General features: G+C 60.4%; 20 protein-coding genes. 10 read left to right on the plus strand and 10 right to left on the minus strand.

Annotation, left to right across the window (positions count from 1 at the left end; translation table 11 throughout):
• Positions 1-253 precede the first annotated feature (253 nt).
• The 8 genes from JTP94_RS32505 to JTP94_RS32540 all read left to right on the plus strand — a co-directional run bounded on the left by JTP94_RS32505 (position 254) and on the right by JTP94_RS32540 (position 8665).
• The gene (locus JTP94_RS32505) at positions 254-1834 is read left to right on the plus strand and encodes a peptide ABC transporter substrate-binding protein (RefSeq protein WP_204854471.1); all 1581 of its coding nucleotides are present in this window, start codon (positions 254-256) and stop codon (positions 1832-1834) included.
• A 49-nt stretch (positions 1835-1883) separates the two neighbouring features.
• Positions 1884-2807, plus strand: a complete 924-nt coding sequence (locus tag JTP94_RS32510; RefSeq protein ID WP_204854472.1) for an ABC transporter permease subunit — start codon at positions 1884-1886, stop codon at positions 2805-2807.
• Positions 2804-3721, plus strand: coding sequence for an ABC transporter permease (locus tag JTP94_RS32515; RefSeq protein WP_034504004.1), 918 nt, complete (start codon positions 2804-2806; stop codon positions 3719-3721). The genes JTP94_RS32510 and JTP94_RS32515 overlap by 4 nt, the downstream gene beginning before the upstream one ends.
• A gap of 1 nt (position 3722) precedes the next feature.
• On the plus strand, positions 3723-4718 hold the full coding sequence (locus JTP94_RS32520) for an ABC transporter ATP-binding protein (protein WP_037194836.1): 996 nt from the start codon (positions 3723-3725) through the stop codon (positions 4716-4718).
• The gene (locus tag JTP94_RS32525) at positions 4711-5697 is read left to right on the plus strand and encodes an ABC transporter ATP-binding protein (RefSeq protein ID WP_204854473.1); all 987 of its coding nucleotides are present in this window, start codon (positions 4711-4713) and stop codon (positions 5695-5697) included. The genes JTP94_RS32520 and JTP94_RS32525 overlap by 8 nt, the downstream gene beginning before the upstream one ends.
• 94 nt (positions 5698-5791) lie before the next feature.
• A complete protein-coding gene (locus JTP94_RS32530) occupies positions 5792-6718 on the plus strand; it encodes a sugar kinase (protein WP_204854474.1) in 927 nt (308 codons plus the stop codon).
• A 123-nt stretch (positions 6719-6841) separates the two neighbouring features.
• Positions 6842-7948: a glycosyltransferase family 1 protein gene (locus JTP94_RS32535; RefSeq protein ID WP_246755440.1), complete on the plus strand. Its 1107-nt coding sequence runs from the start codon at positions 6842-6844 to the stop codon at positions 7946-7948.
• A gap of 276 nt (positions 7949-8224) precedes the next feature.
• The gene (locus JTP94_RS32540; RefSeq protein ID WP_204854475.1) at positions 8225-8665 is read left to right on the plus strand and encodes a MarR family winged helix-turn-helix transcriptional regulator; all 441 of its coding nucleotides are present in this window, start codon (positions 8225-8227) and stop codon (positions 8663-8665) included.
• A 39-nt stretch (positions 8666-8704) separates the two neighbouring features.
• On the opposite strand, the gene der is transcribed toward JTP94_RS32540, so the two are convergent.
• From der to JTP94_RS32555, 3 genes are all read right to left on the minus strand, one after another.
• Complete coding sequence (gene der, locus JTP94_RS32545) at positions 8705-10159, minus strand: ribosome biogenesis GTPase Der (RefSeq protein ID WP_204854476.1); 1455 nt, start codon at positions 10157-10159, stop codon at positions 8705-8707.
• A gap of 15 nt (positions 10160-10174) precedes the next feature.
• Positions 10175-10858, minus strand: a complete 684-nt coding sequence (locus JTP94_RS32550; RefSeq protein ID WP_204854477.1) for a tetratricopeptide repeat protein — start codon at positions 10856-10858, stop codon at positions 10175-10177.
• 214 nt (positions 10859-11072) lie between these two features.
• Complete coding sequence (locus tag JTP94_RS32555; RefSeq protein WP_204854478.1) at positions 11073-11654, minus strand: NnrU family protein; 582 nt, start codon at positions 11652-11654, stop codon at positions 11073-11075.
• A gap of 177 nt (positions 11655-11831) precedes the next feature.
• Here JTP94_RS32555 and JTP94_RS32560 point away from each other — a divergent pair, with 177 nt between their 5' ends.
• Positions 11832-12812 (plus strand): polysaccharide deacetylase, encoded by a 981-nt coding sequence (locus JTP94_RS32560; RefSeq protein WP_204854479.1) that lies wholly within the window; start codon positions 11832-11834, stop codon positions 12810-12812.
• A 150-nt stretch (positions 12813-12962) separates the two neighbouring features.
• On the opposite strand, the gene sbmA is transcribed toward JTP94_RS32560, so the two are convergent.
• Positions 12963-14228, minus strand: coding sequence for a peptide antibiotic transporter SbmA (gene sbmA, locus JTP94_RS32565; protein ID WP_204854480.1), 1266 nt, complete (start codon positions 14226-14228; stop codon positions 12963-12965).
• A 416-nt stretch (positions 14229-14644) separates the two neighbouring features.
• On the opposite strand from sbmA, the gene JTP94_RS32570 reads away from it, so the two are divergent.
• Positions 14645-15211 carry a PadR family transcriptional regulator gene (locus JTP94_RS32570; RefSeq protein ID WP_204854481.1) on the plus strand — a complete coding sequence of 189 codons (567 nt, stop codon included), beginning with the start codon at positions 14645-14647 and terminating at the stop codon, positions 15209-15211.
• A gap of 113 nt (positions 15212-15324) precedes the next feature.
• Here the strand turns inward: JTP94_RS32570 and map are convergent, their stop codons facing one another.
• From map to JTP94_RS32600, 6 genes are all read right to left on the minus strand, one after another.
• Complete coding sequence (gene map / locus JTP94_RS32575) at positions 15325-16077, minus strand: type I methionyl aminopeptidase (RefSeq protein ID WP_204854482.1); 753 nt, start codon at positions 16075-16077, stop codon at positions 15325-15327.
• A gap of 133 nt (positions 16078-16210) precedes the next feature.
• A complete protein-coding gene (locus tag JTP94_RS32580) occupies positions 16211-16723 on the minus strand; it encodes a GNAT family N-acetyltransferase (RefSeq protein ID WP_204854483.1) in 513 nt (170 codons plus the stop codon).
• A 53-nt stretch (positions 16724-16776) separates the two neighbouring features.
• On the minus strand, positions 16777-17205 hold the full coding sequence (locus JTP94_RS32585) for a DoxX family protein (RefSeq protein ID WP_204854484.1): 429 nt from the start codon (positions 17203-17205) through the stop codon (positions 16777-16779).
• 30 nt (positions 17206-17235) lie between these two features.
• Complete coding sequence (locus JTP94_RS32590; protein WP_204854485.1) at positions 17236-17706, minus strand: SRPBCC family protein; 471 nt, start codon at positions 17704-17706, stop codon at positions 17236-17238.
• A gap of 99 nt (positions 17707-17805) precedes the next feature.
• The gene (locus JTP94_RS32595; protein ID WP_204854486.1) at positions 17806-19056 is read right to left on the minus strand and encodes an RNA polymerase sigma factor; all 1251 of its coding nucleotides are present in this window, start codon (positions 19054-19056) and stop codon (positions 17806-17808) included.
• Complete coding sequence (locus JTP94_RS32600; RefSeq protein WP_204854487.1) at positions 19053-19427, minus strand: YciI family protein; 375 nt, start codon at positions 19425-19427, stop codon at positions 19053-19055. Before JTP94_RS32600 ends, JTP94_RS32595 begins: the two co-directional genes overlap by 4 nt.
• Between the last annotated feature and the right edge of the window lie 20 nt (positions 19428-19447).

Below are 19447 nucleotides of genomic sequence, written 5' to 3' on the forward strand. Positions count from 1 at the left end.
TACTCGGCCGCAGGCGGCAAGCCGCAATCGGCCGGAGGCGCGAACACGAGGCCGGAAGCATAAATTCACGGCGTCAATTTTAGCGAATTATCAACATGGATGCCCACACGCAAAGCCTGTGCGTCTTTTTGGGGCTTGAATGCGACGCCGCTTTGGATAACTTCCGACATTGACCTGCACGTACGGGTCACCTGCGGGATCAAAAATACCCTTGTAAAACAAGGACAATAACTCCAGAAAGGTGGGAAAACATATGTCTCATTTGGCCAGAAGATTTATCGCGACGGCGTTCGTCAGCACGATATTGAGCTTCTCCGCACATGCCGCGACCCTCAATATCCACAACGGCGGCGACCCCACGTCGCTCGATCCGCAAAAAATTTCGGGCGACTGGGAAAACCGTATCGACGGCGATATTTTCGAAGGCTTGGTGACCGAAGATCCCAAGGACAACCCCATTCCCGGCCAGGCTGCGAGCTGGACCATTTCCGCCGACCAGAAGGTCTATACCTTCAAGTTGCGCGACGGCATTAAGTGGTCCGACGGCACGCCTGTCACCGCTCAGGACTTCGTCTTTGCTTTCCAGCGCCTGATGGATCCGAAGACCGCCGCCCAATACGCCTACCTGCAATACACCATCAAGAACGCGGAAAAGATCAACAAGGGCGAAATCAAGGATCTGACCCAGCTCGGCGTCAAGGCGATCGACGACAAGACACTGGAAATCACGCTCGAAAACCCGACCCCCTACTTCCTCAACGCCTTGATGCACTACACGGCCTATCCGCTGCCGAAGCATGTCGTCGAAGCAAAGGGTGACAGCTGGGTCAAGGTCGAAAACATCGTCACCAATGGTCCCTACAAGCCGGTCGAATGGGTGCCCGGCTCGCATGTCAGCAACGTCAAGAACGACCAGTACTATGACGCGAAGGACGTGAACATCGACAAGGTGAACTTCTATACGCTGGAAGATCAGTCTGCCGCCCTCAAGCGCTATCGCGCCGGCGAATTCGATATTCTGACCTCCTTTCCCGCCGATCAGTATGAGTGGATCCAGAAAAATCTTCCCGGCCAGGCGCATGTGGTTCCGTTCCTTGGCACCTACTACTACGTCCTGAACGCCACCAAGCCGCCCTTCAACGACAAGCGCGTCCGCCAGGCGCTCTCGATGGCCGTCAATCGCGAAGTCATCGGCCCGAAGATCCTCGGCACCGGCGAACTGCCGATGTACTCCTGGGTACCGCCGGGCACGGCCAATTATGGCGAACCGGCCTATGTCAGCTGGAAGGACGAGCCTTACAAGCAGAAGGTCGAAGAGGCCAAGAAGCTCTTGAAGGATGCCGGCTTCGGTCCTGATCATCCGCTGAAGGCGCAGCTGCGCTACAACACCAACGACAACCACAAGCGCATCGCCGTCGCGATCGCCGCCATGTGGAAGCCGCTCGGCGTCGACATCGAACTCTACAACACCGAAACCAAGGTGCATTACGATGAGATGCAGCGCGGCCAGGTGGAAATCGGCCGTGCCGGCTGGCTCGCCGACTACAACGATCCGATCAACTTCCTGAACCTGCTATCGACCGGCGTCGAGATGAACTACGGCCGCTGGAGCAATCCGGACTACGACGCTCTGATCAAGCAGGGTAACGAAGAGATCGATCTGAAAAAGCGCGCCGAGATCTACAAGAAGGCCGAGCAACTTGCGCTCGACGACAGCGCCGCCATCCCTATCTATTACTACGTTTCCCAGAACATCGTGGCCACGAAGGTCCAGGGCTTCGTTGACAATATTCAGGACATTCACCGCACTCGCTGGCTGTCCATCAAAGAATAGATAGGAAAAGGCCCTGCCTGCTCTTGCCGGGCGGGGCCTCAACGCACCCATGTTCCGTTACGCTCTCCGTCGTCTGCTGTCGACAATCCCCGTACTGTGGATTGCCGTGACAGTGTGCTTTTTCATTCTGCGTCTCGCTCCCGGCGGCCCCTTCGATGGCGAACGGCCATTGCCGCCGGAAGTCAAAGCCAACCTCGCGGCCCACTACAATCTGGACAAGCCGCTGGTCGAGCAATACTTGATCTATGTCGGCGATGTGATGAAGGGCGACCTTGGCCCCTCATTCGCCAATCAGGACTTCACCGTCACCCAGCAGATCATGTCGGGATTTCCCTACACGCTGACGATCGGCGGCTCCGCCTTCGTGCTCGCCACCATCATAGGCGTTTTCATCGGCTGTCTTGGGGCGCTGTATCAGAACCGCAGCGCCGATTACTGGCTGGGCGGAGGCCTGCTTATAGGCCTCGTCATGCCGAGCTTCCTCATCGCCCCGATCCTTCAGCTTGTCTTCGGCAACGAGCTCGGCTGGTTGCCGGTCGGCGGCTGGGGCGATGGTTCGATCCGGTTTCTGGTCCTGCCCATCATCGTTCTGACCCTGCCGCACGCGGCGCGCATCTCCCGCCTGATGCGCGGTTCGATGATCGAGGTGATGAGCCAGAATTTCATCCGCACCGCCAAGGCCAAGGGCATCGGCCCCAGGCTCACCGTGATGCGCCATGCATTGAAACCGGCGATGATGCCCGTCGTCTCCTATCTCGGGCCGGCGGCAAGTTATCTCCTCACCGGTTCGCTGGTCGTGGAAAGCATCTTCGGCCTTCCCGGTGTCGGCCGCTACTTCGTCGGTGCTGCCCTTAATCGCGATTACGGCATGGTCCTTGGCACGGTCATTTTCTACATGGTCCTGATCGTGGTCCTCAACCTGCTGGTCGATATCGCCTATGCCTGGCTCGACCCAAAAGTGAGAATGCGATGATCCTCAATTCCGCCAAGAGAGAATTGCTGGAAGCGGAATTGCTTTCGGCAGAAGGGCTCGCGCCCAAGGGGCGCTCGCTCAGCGGCGATGCGATGCGTCGCCTGCTGCGCAACAAGGCGGCAGCACTTTCGCTGATCGTGCTGGCGCTGCTGGTCCTCATCGCCATTTTCGGCCCAAGCTTCCTTCCCTTCAACTACGAGGATCCGGACTGGACCTCCTTCCGAGGTCCCCCGGACTTCGCCGCCGGCCATTATTTCGGCACTGACGGCAATGGCCGCGACCTGCTGGCGCGCACGCTCTACGGCACGCGCGTTTCGCTGACCGTTGCCCTCGTGGCAACCCTCGTCTCCGTGCTCATCGGTGTGCTCTACGGCGCCGTCTCCGGCTATTTTGGCGGTCGCGTCGATGCCATCATGATGCGTTTCGTTGATATCATGTACGCGCTGCCCTACGTCCTCTTCGTCATCCTGCTGATGGTGATCTTCGGCCGCAACGTCTATCTGCTGTTCGCGGCAATCGGCGCGCTCGAATGGCTGACCATGGCCCGCATCGTGCGCGGTCAGACACTATCCATCAAGCAGCGGGAATTCATCGAAGCCGCCCGCGCCTCGGGCCAGCGGTCGTTCAAGATCATCCTCAAGCACATCGTTCCGAACCTCGTTGGTCCGGTCGTCATCTACGCGACGCTCACCATTCCGGAGATCATCGCCACGGAAAGCTTCCTATCCTATCTCGGCTTCGGCGTGCAGGAACCGCTGACATCGCTCGGCACGCTGATTGCCGAGGGCTCGGCCGGCATGGAAACGACCCCCTGGATACTGTTTTTCCCCGCCGGCTTCCTGGTCGCGCTGCTGATGAGCCTGCTCTTCATCGGTGATGGTCTGCGCGACGCTTTCGATCCGAAGGATCGCTGACATGACAGACACGCTTCTCGAACTCAAAGACTACTCGATCACCTTCCGCACGCCGGAAGGCGAGGTCGCCGCCGTCTCGAAACTGAACCTGAAGATCGGCCGCGGCGAACGCGTCGCTGTCGTCGGCGAATCCGGTTCCGGTAAAAGCCAGACCTTCCTCGGTCTGATGGGCCTGCTCGCCAAGAACGGCCGCACCAGCGGCCAGGCGCTGCTCGACGGCAAGGACATCCTGAAACTGAAGCCGCGTGAACTCGATCACGTGCGCGGCAAGGATGTGGCGATGGTGTTCCAGGACCCGATGACGGCCCTTAACCCGTCGTTGCGCATCTCCCGGCAGTTGACGGAGCAGCTGGAAGTCCACGGCGGACTTTCGGCACGGGCGGCATCGACCACGGCGTTGGACATGCTGAAACGTGTCGGCATTCCCGACCCGACGCGGCGCTTCAACCTTTATCCGCACGAGCTTTCGGGCGGCATGCGTCAGCGCATCGTCATCGCCATGGCGCTGCTCACCAAGCCGAAGCTTCTGATTGCCGACGAGCCGACAACCGCGCTCGACGTTACCATCCAGGCGCAGATTCTCGATCTTTTCAATGAGTTGACGGCGGAAATGCACACCGCGCTCGTCATGATCACCCACGACCTCGGCGTCGTGGCCGGCCTCGCCGACCGCGTCGCCGTCATGTATGCGGGCCGCATCGTCGAGGAAGCGCCGGTCGATGAACTGTTCGAAAACCCGGCCCATCCCTACACGGCAGCGCTTCACGCCTCGATCCCGCGGCCTGACCAGGATGTCGACGATCTCGCCGTCATCCCCGGCCGGCCGCCGAACCTGATGCACCTGCCGCGCGGCTGTGCCTTCTCGCCGCGTTGCGCCCATGTGGAGGACGACTGTATCGATGCGCCGCCGCCGCTCGATCAATTGGCGCCGCAGCGCTGTGCGGCCTGCTTCCATCCCCTTTCGGCTAATCAGGAACGGAGCCTCGTCCATGGCTGAGCAAGCGCTTCTGAAGGTCGAACATCTGACCACCGAGTTCGAGCTGCCGTCGAAATCCTTCTTCAAGCCACCGCTGATCCTGACGGCTGTCAATGATGTCAGTTTCGAACTGAAGACCGGGCGCACGCTTGGCATCGTCGGCGAATCGGGCTGCGGCAAGTCGACGCTCGGCCGCTCCATCCTGCGGCTGATCCGGGCGCAGAAGGGCCGTATCATGTGGCAGGGCGGCAACCTGCTCGATCTTACCGACGAGGAAATGCGCGCCGCTCGTCGCGACATGCAGATCATCTTCCAGGACCCTATCGCTTCGCTCGATCCGCGCATGACCGTCGGCGATATCATCGCCGAGCCGCTCACCGTGTTCGAACCGAAATTGACCAGGGCCCAGAGGCAGGATCGTGTGCGAGAGATCATGGCGGCGGTCGGCTTGGTACCCGAGATGATCAACCGCTACCCGCACGAGTTCTCAGGCGGCCAGGCCCAGCGCATTGGCATTGCCCGCGCCGTCATCACCCGGCCGAAGCTGATCATCTGCGACGAACCGGTCTCGGCACTCGACGTTTCGATCCAGGGGCAGGTCATCACGCTCTTGCGCCGCCTGCGCAAGGAGTTCGGCCTGACGCTGATCTTCATCAGCCACGATCTCTCCGTCGTGCGCCTGATCTCGGACGACGTTCTGGTGCTCTATCTCGGCAAGGTGGTGGAAGCCGGCGAGGCCGCGACGGTCTTCGACCATCCGGCCCATCCCTATACGCAGGCTCTGTTCTCGGCGGCACCCATCCCGGATCCGAAGCTGGCACGTCGCCGTGAGCGCATTCGCCTGCAGGGCGATCCGCCCTCGCCGCTCAATCCGCCGCCGGGCTGCGTCTTCTCGCCCCGCTGCTGGAAGGCGACGGACATATGCCGCACGAAGATGCCGCCGACCGAGCAGGTGCGCCCCGGCCAGACGGCCGCCTGCTATCACATGGACAGGCCGTAAGCTCTCAAAAGTGGACGGCGGCTGCCGCCGTCCACCTTGCCCAGGCGGCTGCTAGCGCGTATTCAGCAGCAAGGCAAAAATGCAGGAGGAAGTCTTGGGCGGGCGTTTTCTATCGATCGGCGAATGCATGGTGGAGTTGTCGCAGGCCGACGACGGACACCTGCGCAAGGGTTTCGCCGGCGACACCTTCAACACCGCTTGGTATGCTCGCGCCTGCCTGCCCGCCGATTGGTCCGTCGATTATTTCACCACGCTCGGCGATGACGCCATGTCGGACGAAATGGTCGCCTTCATGGGCGGCGCCGGCATCGGCACCGCGGATATCCGCCGCCTGCGCGGCAAGACGCCGGGCCTCTACATGATCAACCTGAAGGATGGCGAACGCTCCTTCAGCTATTGGCGCGACAGCTCCGCGGCCCGCCAGCTCGCGGCAGACGGCGATGCACTGCGCGCCGCGATAGAGGCGTCGGACGTGCTATATTTTTCGGGCATTACGCTGGCGATCCTGCCGCGCGAGGATGCCTATACGCTGCTGGCCGAGCTCCGTCGCGCCAAGGCCGTCGGCAAGCTGGTGGCCTTCGACCCCAACCTGCGCCCACGCCTGTGGTCGAGCCTGGATGCCATGCACACCATGATCACGGATGGCGCGCGCGCCTCGACCGTCGTGATGCCGAGCTTCGATGATGAAGCCGCGCATTTCGGCGACGACTCGATTGCGAGCACCATCCGCCGCTATCGGCAGTACGGAGCGGATATGGTCGTCGTCAAGAACGGCCCCGAAGGCGCCACCGTCGGCACCGTCGGCACCGACGCCGATGAAACGCTCGTGCCTGCGGTCAAGGTCGACAAGGTCGTCGATACCACCAGCGCCGGCGACAGTTTCAACGGCGCGTTTCTTGCCCATTATCTGCAGCACGACGATCCGCTCGCCGCTGCCGCCTTCGCCGCCGAAATCGCCGCGAAGGTCATTCAGGAACACGGCGCCCTCGTCTCGCCCAAGAAGCTGAAAACCGCCAGATAACCACTGTAATATTTCCATCATGGACACCCCCCACAATAAGGTGGGCGCGGGAATCATGTTTGAACACCGCAATCGGCTTGCACCGTCATCATGAGGATGCGGCGCGGATGGGCAGTTTTGGGCATGTTACAACGGTTGTCAGACATCGATCACACCATATGGGACCAGGCAGCGACGCCTGTCGCCGTGCCGGAGCGGCTGCTCATCGTCAGCGATGCCTGGCATCCGCAGGTGAACGGCGTCGTCCGCTCGATCGAGAACACCAATCGCGAACTGACGCGCATGGGTGTCGAAGTGTCGATGATCACGCCGGACGGCTTTCGCAACATCCCCTGCCCAACCTATCCGGAAATCCGGCTTTCCATCGCCAGCTATCGCAAGATCGCCGGCAGGATCGAAGCGCTCCGGCCGACCTATGTGCATATCGCCACCGAAGGTCCTCTGGGGCTGACGGCGCGGCGCTGGTGCCTCAGAAACGGCATGCCCTTTTCGACCAGCTATCACACCCGCTTTCCCGAATATGTCTCGGCGCGCCTGCCGATACCGCAAAGCTGGCTCTATGCCTTCGTCAAATGGTTTCACAATGCCGGTTTCGGCTGCATGGTGGCAACGCCGAGCCTCGCCAACGAGCTCAAGCAGCGCGGTATCCATAATCTGCTGCCCTGGAGCCGCGGCATCGATTCGACGCTCTTTCGGCCGCAACCGCTCGAAGACAATCCCTTCGGCCTGCCCCGTCCGATCTTCATGACCGTCGGCCGCGTTGCTCTCGAAAAGAACCTCCCGGCCTTCCTCGATCTCGATCTGCCGGGATCGAAAGTGGTCATCGGCGATGGACCCGCGCGCGCGGAACTGCAGAAGCTCTATCCAGATGTGCATTTTCTGGGTGCGAAGTTCGGCGAGGAGTTGGCGCATGCCTATTCTCAGGCCGACGTCTTCGTTTTCCCGTCGAAAACCGATACGTTCGGCAATGCCATTCTGGAAGCGCTGGCGAGCGGCGTCCCCGTCGCCGCCTATCCTGTCACCGGCCCGGCTGACATTCTCGGCGGCAACGAGCCAGCCGGTGTGGTGGACGCAAATCTGACAAAAGCCTGCCTTGACGCGCTGTCCTGCTCCCGCGAGGCAGCGCGCACAGTGGCGCTCAACTATTCCTGGGAAGCCGCCACCACCCAATTCATCGGCAATGTCCGCGTTGCCAACCATCGTGGCCGGACGCGGACGCCCAAGGATTGAGCCCGTGCCACGGCCAGGCTCGATATTGAATTCTTGACACCCATCTCCAGATAATTGATAGCGGCGCGCATATGCGCGGCAGCGGGCATGAGCCTGTCGGGTGAAAGCGGCCTCGCCTTCAATATGAAGGTCCGAATGGCAGCCGAAGTGCTCAAGAGTTTGCCTCTCGCAGGTTGGTTTTCCGAAAAGCACAAGAAATCCATAGCCGTCGCGCGCTTTTAGATGTACGATTATTTATCGCACGATTTAGATGCTATTCCCCAGGGAGTATGAGAGATGGCGCACGACCCGTTGAAACTGGACACCTTCATCTGCTTCGCCCTCTATTCGGCGAACCATGCCATGAACCGGCTCTATAAACCCATGCTCGACGCGCTCAATCTCACCTACCCGCAATATCTCGTCATGGTGACGCTGTGGGAAGAGGATGGCCAGACCGTCGGCGGCATCGGCGAAAAGCTGTTCCTCGAATCGAGCACGCTGACGCCGCTGTTGAAGCGCCTGGAGGCGGCGGGCTACATCCAGCGCATCCGCAGCAAGGAAGACGAGCGTCAGGTGCTGATCCATTTGACCAGCGAAGGTGTGGCCCTGAAGAAGAAGGCGGCGAGCATTCCCGCCTGCATTCTCGATGCCTCTGACAAGACGCTGGATGAACTGACGCGATTGAAAGCGGAGATCACCACATTGCGCGAGGCGCTGAACAAGAATGCTGCCTGATTGAACACGCCTGCTTACATTGCGGCAAGGCAAGGCGCGTCAGGACCGCTTCCTCTTACTTTCGTAAGGATTGTTCTTTTTGTTTTCAAAAGGATTTTCCGACGTACGAAAATGGATGCGGATCGGCACGCCTGGCATGGCGAAATCCGCGCGCAGACCATTGATCAGATAACGCACATAGGATTCCGGCAGCGCATCCGAGCGCGTGCAGGAAATCATGAAGGCCGGCGGGCGCGCCTTCACCTGCGTCATGTATTTCAGCTTGATGCGCCGTCCGGAAACGGCAGGTGGCGGATGCTGAACCTGCTGTGTCTCCAGCCAGCGATTGAGCTTGGCTGTGGCTATGCGCTTGTTCCAGACCTTGTCAGTATCGACGATCGCCTGCATCAGCCGATCCAGGCCGTCGCCCGTCTGACCGGCAATCGGTATGGCGCGGATGCCGCGCGCCTGAGGCAGCAATCGGTCGGTCTTTTCGCGCAGATCGGCAAGCACGGCCTGGCGATCCTCGATCATGTCCCATTTGTTGAAGGCGATTACCGCGGCTCGGCCTTCGCGAATGACGAGATCGACGATCTGTAGATCCTGCTTCTCGAAGGGGATGGTGGCATCGAAGACGATGACCACGGTCTCGGCAAAGCGAATAGCGCGCAGCGCGTCGGCGACAGAGAGCTTTTCCAGCTTCTCGATCACTCTGGCTTTGCGGCGCATGCCGGCGGTATCGAACATCTTCACGGTGCGACCGCGCCAGCTCCAGTCGACGGAGATGGAATCACGGGTAATCCCGGCTTCCGGGCCGGTCAGCAGCCGGTCCTCGCCGAGGAAACGATTGATCAGCGTCGACTTGCCGGCATTCGGGCGGCCGACGATCGCGATGCGCAGCGGCCGCGTCTCGTCATAGACGGGCTCCTCTTCGATCTCCTCGCCATCCTCGCCGACAGCCGAGCGGGGAATGCTGACATTCGTTTCCGCTTCGTCGTCCGTCTCCGGAAAGGCGCGCTCATGGCCGATCGCGTCGATGATCGCGTCGCGAAGATCCATCATGCCCTGGCCGTGCTCGGCCGAGATCGGGCAAGGCTCGCCAAGGCCGAGCGTGTAGGCATCGTAGAAGCCGCCGTCGGAACCGCGGGCTTCGGATTTGTTGGCGACGAGCACGACAGGCCGGCCGCGCTTGCGCAGCATTTCGGCCAGCGTCTTGTCGACATGCGTCAAGCCCATCTTGGCGTCGACGACGAACAGCGTCAGGTCGGCCTCGTCGATCGCCAGCTCGGTCTGGGCGCGCATACGGCCTTCGAGCGTCTCTTCGTCGGCTTCTTCGAGACCGGCGGTGTCGACGATGCGGAAACGAAGATCGATCAGCTTGGCATCGCCGGGACGACGGTCACGCGTGACGCCCGGCGTGTCATCGACAAGCGCAAGCTTCTTGCCAACCAGACGGTTGAAAAGCGTGGACTTGCCGACATTCGGGCGACCGACGATCGCGACCGTGAAACTCATTTAGCGATCCGTCCTTCAGCCGTTGGCGACCGGAGCTTTGCCGGTTGCCGTGATGAGATCGAGCAACATTTGCGCGCGGTTGGCAACGTTGCGCGGGCTCTGCGGATCGTCGACGATCGCCTGGAACCACTGCCGGGCCTTGGCGAGATCGCCGGCCTTATAGGCGGCAAGACCCAGAACGTCACGCGCCGAATGCCGGAAGGCATCGGCCGGCACGGCCAGCTCCTGCGCTTCGGCAGCAACCTGATCATAGGTGCCGGTGTCGACAAGCAGATAGGCTGCGCGCAGACGCGCCGCATCGCGGACGACGACCGGAATGTCCGTTTCCTTGCCGATGGCCGAGAAGGCGGCGATTGCGCTGGCCGTGTCACCCTTCTGTGCCTGCAGCGTCGCCGCGCGCAGACGCGCCAGCAATGGATAGGAACCGGGGCCGTTCTTCTCGATGGCCGTCAGCGCGGCAAGGGCTTCGTCCGTCTTGTTTTGGTCGGCCAGAGTCAGCGCCGCTAGGAACTGATCGCCACCGCTGCCGGCCTGATTGCCCGCCCAATAGCGATAGCCGCTATAGGCCGCGGTTCCGAGAACGATGAGCACGGCTGCCCCAATGATGAGCCGGCCAAAACGGCGCCATACGAACCGCAACTGGTCCGAACGCAGTTCCTCGTTCACCTCACGGATGAAGCTGTCGTCATTGAATGCCATTCTCGTCTCCGGCCCAGGCCAAATCATTCCAAAGAGCTTAGGGGTTAGAGCATCATGCCGAAAAGTGCGAGCGGTTTTCGGGTGACATCATGCTCTACTTCCATGATGCTGGAGCGGATTCAGATTTTAGGTCTATTCGACCTAAAATCATCCGGCTCTAGTGGGGCCTTCTACTCCATTTTGCGGCTGATGTAAGGGGGAATGGCAGAAATCGTCACATAACCAGCGGCGAAACCCCGATAATCCACGCATGAAGCTTCCAAATGATCAATGCCCAGACGACGACGCCGATGATGATCGCATAGAGATCGTATTTCGCCGAGACGAACGGACGCAGCGTGATTTCCCCGGCGCGCTGGCGCCGTTTCAGCGAAATGCGCAGGATCACGCCCCAGGCGAGGAAGGCCGCAAACAGCAGGATCGCCGCACCGTCGCCGTTGGACAGCAGGTGCGCCAGCGCCCAGATCTTTACCGAGAGCACCATCGGATGCTTCGTCCTGACCGCGATATGCCCCGCCGGCAACAGCGAGGCGACAAGACAGATCATCGCAAACAGCATCAGGAGGATGGTGATATGGCTCATCCAGAACGGCGGCGACCAGATTGGCGTCATGTCGCGCGCCTGGCCGAACCCGTAGATCAGGACAGCAAGCGTGACGAGGCTCGCGACCGAATAGGCGATCTTCCAGCCGGATTCGCCGAGGCTCGCGATCATTGAGGTTCGCAGGCCCGGAGCGACGACGCGGATCAGATGGATGCCCAGAAAAAGAACAATGCCGAGAATAAGCAATGCCATGAATGAAACCCCTTCGGTTCGGTAGGCACATCCTTATCGGCTGCTGCAAAAAATTGCCAGCATCACCGCAGCTTCGCCGCATTTGCGCGAAAGGAAGGAAATGCCCCCGGAGCATGACGCCCAAAATCGCGAGACGATCTCTCACAAACCATGCTCGATCAACCAATGCCGGTGCCCATGTTTCGCTTAGCTTCCTGTCTCTCCGTCGCGCTTTCCCTTGCCCTGCCGGCCGTCGCCGAGGCCGATGGAAAACCCAAACAGCTCGTCATGATTTCCTTCGACGGTGCGCATGACAACGCCCTCTGGACCAAGAGCCGCGAGATCGCTTCGCGCAACGGCGCGCATTTCACCTATTTCCTGTCCTGCACCTTCCTGATGAACAAGGCGCAGGCCAAGGCCTATCAGGGGCCGAAGCAGCGGCCCGGCAAGTCGAATGTCGGCTTCGCCAAGAGCGAGGACGATGTGCGCACCCGCATCGCCAACATCTGGGGAGCCCATCTGGAGGGCCACGATATTTCCAGCCATGCCTGCGGCCACTTCGACGGCAAGGGCTGGAGCGCCGCCGACTGGAAGCAGGAGTTCATGAATGCCCGCGTCGCCCTTCGCGATGCCTGGAAGAATGTCGGCGTCGCCGACAAGGAGCCGCAGGGCTGGGAAGATTTCGCCACGCACGACGTCAAGGGTTTCCGCGCACCGTATCTCTCAACCAGCGACGGCCTGGTGCCGGCGGAAAAGGAGATGGGCTTCCAATATGATGCAAGCCTCGTCACCAGAGGCCCCAGCCTGCCGCAGGTGGTCAACGGGCTGTATCGCTTCGGTTTACCGCTGATCCCGGAGGGGCCGGAACAGCGGCTGGTGATCGGCATGGATTACAATCTCTACGTCCGCCATTCCAAGGGCGTCGAGGACAAGGCCAATGCGAAGACCTATGAAGACCGCACATTCGATGCCTTCGAAGCCGCCTTCAACAAGCAGTATGATGGCGAGCGCATCCCGCTGCAGCTCGGCTTCCACTTCGTCGAGATGAATGACGGCGCCTATTGGCGCGCGCTCGACCGTTTCGTCACCGACGTCTGCCACAAGCAGGATGTCGCCTGCGTCAGCTATTCCGAAGCGATCCCGCTGATCGCGGCCCGAGGCAAGCCTCAGCAGGGGTGAGGAGCGGTCGGGCAAAGCCTGAGCCAAAGCGAAGGGCCGGCGGTACGGCAAGCGGAGGCCCCTTCGTTGCCCATGCAAGCTCAGCGAGCCGCTTCTCTCTCTATCTATTCCCGTCCATGAAAAAGGCCCCGTTTCCGGGGCCTTATTTTGTCAACCGTCGGCGTGTATGACGCCCGTTTGCCGTTCAAGATAAGTCTGGTCGATCTTCGGCAGCGGCGTGTCATCGATCGCGGCCTCGAATGCCTTCAGGCGCTTATGGATCGACAGCAGCTCGATGATCGTCGTCCATGAACTGACGAGATACTGGAAAGAGTTGCTGACTTGACCGAACGCCGTGGCAACCTGCTGCCAGATGCCGAGTGTGATCTTATGGGCAACGAAGGTCGGCACCAGCACAAAGTAGAGAAATATCGCGTCGACCTGGCCATATGAATAGCGCGCTACGTTGAAATACGCGTAGTGGAAATACATGCGGAAATAGTTGCGCCGAACGTTGGAGAAGAGTTCCTTCACAGTGGGCGGCTGCGCGCGATCTTCGCTATCCTCGCCGTAGACAAGCTCCTTTCGATAGGCCGCCTCGACCCGCTGATTGCGGAAGTTTAGTCCTGGTAGCTTTATCCCGAAGAGCGCAAGCAGGAACGTACCAAATACCGACCAAATCAGGGCGAGCCAAACGAGCGAATACGGGATTACGCCAACAATCGGCAGATCAGTCACATATTTCGACAATTCCAATAGTATGGGCAGAAACACAATCAAAGTCATGACGGAGCCGATCAGGCTAACGCCGAGCCCCTCGAGGTTCGTTGCAAACCGCATGGTGTCTTCCTGAACACGCTGCGATGCGCCTTCGATGTGCCGAAGCTTCTCCCACTTTGACATGTAGAAACCGTTCATCGCCGAACGCCAGCGAAAAAGATAATGGCTCAGGAAAAACGATGAGACGACGCTGACCGCTACGCCCACCATACCGATCTGCGTGAAGGCCCAAAGCAATGTGTAGAAGTCTTCATTTGTAACGCCAGGCTTTCCGCCGAGTGCGTTTTGCAACAGGTCAAAAAACGGCCGCCGCCACACATTCACCGCCACGTCGATCTGAACACCGAAGTAAGTAATAAATACGATGAATGCGGAACCCCACACTGACCAAATAGCCCAGGGGTTGTTCTTTGAAATCGCATGCCAAACACCACAGAAGATCGCACTGCATAGAATAAAATATAGATAAAACATGAAATTATTGGGAACAGCAAAAAAAGCCGCTCCTACCGGCTGCTGATCCTCCGGCAGCGGTGGGTAGCCCATGGACGCGACGACATTTGCCCCGACAAGGTACCACAGAAAGACACAGACGAGCGCCCAGACGAACGCTGAGGAAAAAAACAATCTCGGATTCGGAAAGAAAGAATGGAACACGACGGTTAGGCTTCCTGTTGGTTCGAACGACCGGAAATGACGTCAATTTGGGGCGAACCTAGGACAGTTCGCAAGGAGCGGCAACCGGCAGGGCTGCATTCTTACATATATGTAACAGCTTATCCCATGATCGTGATGCAACTGTTCAGCTGAGATTTCCCCTCTCGCAGGCATTACCGCCCTCTCCTCTCCGCCGTCGGTTCAACGAAAAAATCAGCGCGCATCTTGCACATCATTATCTTACGATATATATCTTACGACATGACTAACGATATAAACGCTTACATTCCACAAGGAGAAACGATATGAGAGGTTTTAGAGATCGCATGTGTGGCGATGGCTTTGACACCGTCGAGGCATATATCCTACGACATGGTCGAGGCCGTGAATCGCACGGTGAGCACAGGAGAGACTTCATGAGAGGCTTCAAGGGCGGCATGTTCGGCGGCGGGTTTCGCACCGGCCGCAAGTTCGACGCCGCCGACCTGCAGCTCATCATTCTTGCCCTGCTCTCCGAGCAGCCGCGCCATGGCTATGAGCTGATCAAGACCTTCGAAGAGCGTTCCGGCGGCTTTTATGTGCCGAGCCCGGGCGTCATCTACCCTGCCCTCACCTATCTCGAAGAAACCGGCCAGGCCGAAGTCGAGGCGAGCGGCACGAAGAAGCTCTACCGCATCACCGAGAGCGGCCAGAAGCGCGTCGACGACAATCGCGAACTCGTGGAAGCAACACTCGCCAAGCTTGGCGCGATCGGCGAGAAGATGGCCCATATCCGCCAGGTCTTCGGCAGCGGCGACGATGATGGGCGTGACAGCCCATTCGATCGCGACGGCGCCGGCGACGTCCATCGCGCCCGTCATCTTCTGCGCTCGGCGCTGCGGTCGAAATTTCCGTGGAACAAGGCCGAGGGTGCTCGCATCGCGGCGATCCTTGAGCAGGCGGCCGCCGATATCATCCGCGGCGAAACGAAGTCCGATGACTAAGGCATGTCGCGCAAAACTGTGCGGCGGCTTGCAATAACGGCATGCGAAAAGCCAAGGGCCTAAAGCGCAGCGAGCTGATCTGAAAGATCACGACGCGCTTTAGGCGCGGGCGCTCAATTATCAGGCAATGTCAGGATCACCGGCCCGTTGCGGGTGGCGACGATCGTATGTTCGAACTGAACTGTGGGCGCCTGTGGATCGGCATAAAGCGTCCACGCATCGTCGCCGCCTTCCGCCCAGGTGGCGCCGAGCGACAGGAACGGCTCGACGGTGAAAACCAGGCCGTCCTCCATGATCCGCGTCTCGTCGGGGTCTGCCCAGGTCGAAACCTCGGCGGGCTCCTCGTGCAGCGAACGGCCGATGCCGTGACTGGCGAGATTTGCCACCAGCGTATAGCGGTTCTTTTGCGCGAAGGCGCCGACGGCGTGGCCGATCCTCGATAGCGGCGCGCCGCTGCGCACCTGGTTGAGGCCGACCCAGAGCGCCCGCTTGCCGTCACGGCACAGGCGCTCGATCTTCGGTTTGACGGGCGGCACGGCGAAAGAAGCACCGGTATCCGAAAAGAACCCGTCCTTCTCAGCCGAAACATCAAGATTGACCAGATCGCCCGCCCGGATCACGCGCGGACCGGGAATGCCGTGCGCGACTTCCTCGTTGATGCTGATGCACGTCGCGCCGGGAAACTTATAAACCAGTTCCGGCGCGGACTGCGCGCCGGCATCTTCTAGCACCTTGCGGCCGATGGCATCGAGCTCCAGCGTCGTGATGCCGGGCTCCAGTGCGGCGGCCATGGCATGCAACGCGTTGGCGCAGATGCGACCGATTTCTTTCAGCTTGGTCAGTTCGTCTTCGTTCGAGATGATCATCTACGGCTTCCGGCAGTCTCGCGCTCTCGGCAAGCGCTCTGCGAGAGGTTAAAATCTGGCTTTCGCCTCTTCATCCGGCTCAGTCAATGCCTTTCTGACGACTGACGCGACTTTTGCCCCCTCCGAAGAAAGATCAAAGCCGCGGGTCGTCGGCGAGCAATGCCCAGCGCTCGTGATCGCACCAGACCCCGCCGATCTTCAGATATTTGGGCGAAAAGCCTTCCTTGCGAAAGCCGAGCCTCTTCACAAGCGCGATCGAGGGATAGTTCCCAGGCTGGATATTGGCTTCCAGCCGATGCAGGCCGACAGTATCGAAGGCATGCGCCACGGCCAGCCGCAATGCCTCCGTCATGAAGCCCTGGCCGGCGAAACCCACCATGCCGTGATAGCCGAGAAAGGCGCTGCGGAAGCCGCCCCAAACCATCTGGCCGATATTGATGACGCCGACGATGCCGCCCGAGCCGGTGTCGCGTGCGACCAGCCCTATATTCGGCCCGGTGACCGTCTGGCCGAACCAGGCATCGAAACCGTCGCGATCGAGAAAGGGGTAGGCCCAGGGCGCATGATGGGCGCGGCTGGCGATATTGGCTGCGATCAGCTCGTCTGCATCCGATTGCTTGACCGGTGCGATGATCACTTGCGGCATGGCTCGCTCCACCCTTGCTAGAGGGAGCGAGCCTTAGCAAATCGAATCCGAAATCAAAAGCTTCGGTGAAAGAACGGAATCATTTTCCGAACCGCTTCATTTCGCAGGTAAAGTCCGCCCCAGGCCATTACGCCGAGATAGACACCAAACAGCAGGTGCGAGAAGACCGGGCTGCCAACCCGCAGATGCGTCGCGATCGCCCCGCCGAGGAGACCGGTGAGGAGGATCGCCCCGAGGACCGAGGTCCTCGGGATGGCATAAAGAATGGCGCAGCCAAGCGTGATGACACCGAGCAGCCGCGCGAGCGTCGGGTCGGCGGAATAGCCAAGCCCCGCCATCGTCTCCGTGACCACCGGAAGCGGAATGAGCTTGATCACGCCATCGAACACAAGGAAGGCAACGATCAGCCCGCTGAGGGTGACGCCAGCCGCGCGCTGAGCTCGCGTTACCGCGGGCGAAGGTGAATCTACTGCATAAGACATCGTTATATCCCCCGGAACTGATTGAGAAATTCAGATCTTTGCCGCCAGTGCCGCAAGCTGGTCGGTGCATTGGCCCCATCCCTCGTGGAAGCCCATCTTCTCATGTGCGTCGCGATCCTCGGCCGACCAGTGCAGGACGGTCGCCGTATAGCGGGTCTTGCCGTTGCCGAGATCGTCGAGCTGGATCGTCCCCACCATGAAGGGTTTTGCCGACGGCACCCAGGCGCTGGTGAAGGCATCGGTGAAAACGAGACGTTCGTTGGGAACGACCTCCAGATAGATACCGCTATTGGGATAATCCTCACCCTCCGGGCTGCGCATGGTGATGGAGCTCGAGCCGCCTGCGCGAACATCGAGGGCAGCAGCAGATGTGGTCCACGGCAGCGGCGCGAACCATTGCTTCAGAATTTCGACCTCGGTCCAGCAACGGAAGATCTTCTCGCGTGGCGCGTCGATGGTGCGGGTCAGCGAAAGCTCGTGGCGTTGGGTCTGTTCAGTCATGGTCCAGTTCCTTTCTCCGGTTTGAACGGCCCTATTGGCCTATGTCCCAAGGACGTTGGCGCTGATCTTTTCCCGACATGCGGAAAGCGAATTTTTCGATTATTTTGCCGCCGCGTCCGCGCCCAGGCAGTCGAGCTGATGGCGAATATGGGCTGCTTCGGCCGGCGAGCGGGCAAGCGCAATGGCCCTGTCGAAAGCGACGCGCGCCTCCTGCGGACGGGCGAGCTGCACCAGCAGGCCGCCTCTCAGCCCATGAAAATAGAAATAGCTGTCGAGCTGCCCTTCCAGCGGCATAATCAGCGCCAGCGCTTCCTCCGGCCCTTTCAGCTTGGAGACGGCGACGGCACGATTGAGCGTCACCACCGGAGATGGGGTCAGTCTTTCCAGCACCTGGTAGAGCAGATCAATCTCCGCCCAGTCCGTGTCTGCGGCGCGTTTGGCTCGGGAATGCAGGGCGGCGATTGCAGCCTGCACCTGGTAAGGTCCGGGGCGGCGATGACGGATCGCCTTGTCGAGCAGAGCAAGCGCCTCATCGATCGATGTCCGGTCCCAGAGCGAACGGTCCTGCTCCTCCAGCAGAATGATCTGTCCGTCCGCATCGAAGCGCGCCGCCTTGCGCGATTGCTGCAGCAGCATCAGCGCCAGCAGCGCCATGATTTCCGGCTCGGCGGGAAAGATACGAAGCAACAACCGTCCGAGCCGGATCGCCTCGTCCGCGAAGGCAGCAGCCTCGCGATGCGTCCCCCCGGCGGAATAGCCCTCATTGTAGATCAGGTAGATCATGGCGCTGACGAGTACCAGCCGCTCGCTGCGCTCGACTGCACCCGGCGTTTCGAACGCCACACCCGCCGCCGCCACGCGCGCCTTGGCGCGGGTGATCCGCTGCTCCATCGCGCTGTCGCTGACTAGGAACGCACGGGCGATCTGCGCCACCGAAAGGCCGGAAACGATACGCAGCGCCAGGGCGATCTGCTGCGTTGCCGGCAGATCCGGGTGGCAGCAGATGAACAGAAGCCGGAGAATGTCATCGCGGTAGCCGGAGCCGTCGAGCCGTTCAGCAAGATCGCTCTCGGCATCGCCGGTATCCGAAATCGCCTCCTCGTCCGGCAGGCTCTGCATTTTCGCCTGCTTGCGCACCGTATCGATGCCGCTGTTGCGACCGACGAAGATCAACCAGGCGACCGGGTCGCGCGGCGGCCCCTTGTCGGGCCAGGTCTTCAAGGCCCTGAGACAGGCCTCCTGAAAAGCCTCCTCGGCAATATCGAGATTGCGGAAATAACGCAGCAGCGCGCCGAGCACCTGCGGCCGGGCATTGGTAAACGCGAAATCGATCCAGGCGAGATCCGTCATGTCGCAATGGTCCCTGGCCTGAACACGTAAAGCGGACGGATCTCGTAGGAGCCTGCACCGGGATTGGCCACGGCCAGTTCTTTGGAAAATTCAATCGCTTCGTCGAGCGTCTCGAAGTCGATGACATAGAAGCCCAGCAATTGCTCCTTCGTCTCGGCGAAGGGACCGTCGATGACGAGCGGTTCGTTCTTGCCCTTGCGCAGCGTCGTTGCCGCTGTCGTCGGCATCAAACGCGCCACAGGCCCAAGCTTGCCGGCCTCGGCAAGCGGCGTCTGCACCGCAATGAGCCGCGCCATCGTCGCGTCCTCCTGCTCCTTCGACCAGGCGAATACGGTATCTTCGTCGTTGTAGCATAGGATTGCGTAGAGCATCAGAATCTCCCTCTCCATAA

Origin of the sequence: Martinezella lusitana (assembly GCF_016901135.1) — a bacterium.
Classification (GTDB): domain Bacteria; phylum Pseudomonadota; class Alphaproteobacteria; order Rhizobiales; family Rhizobiaceae; genus Rhizobium; species Rhizobium lusitanum_D.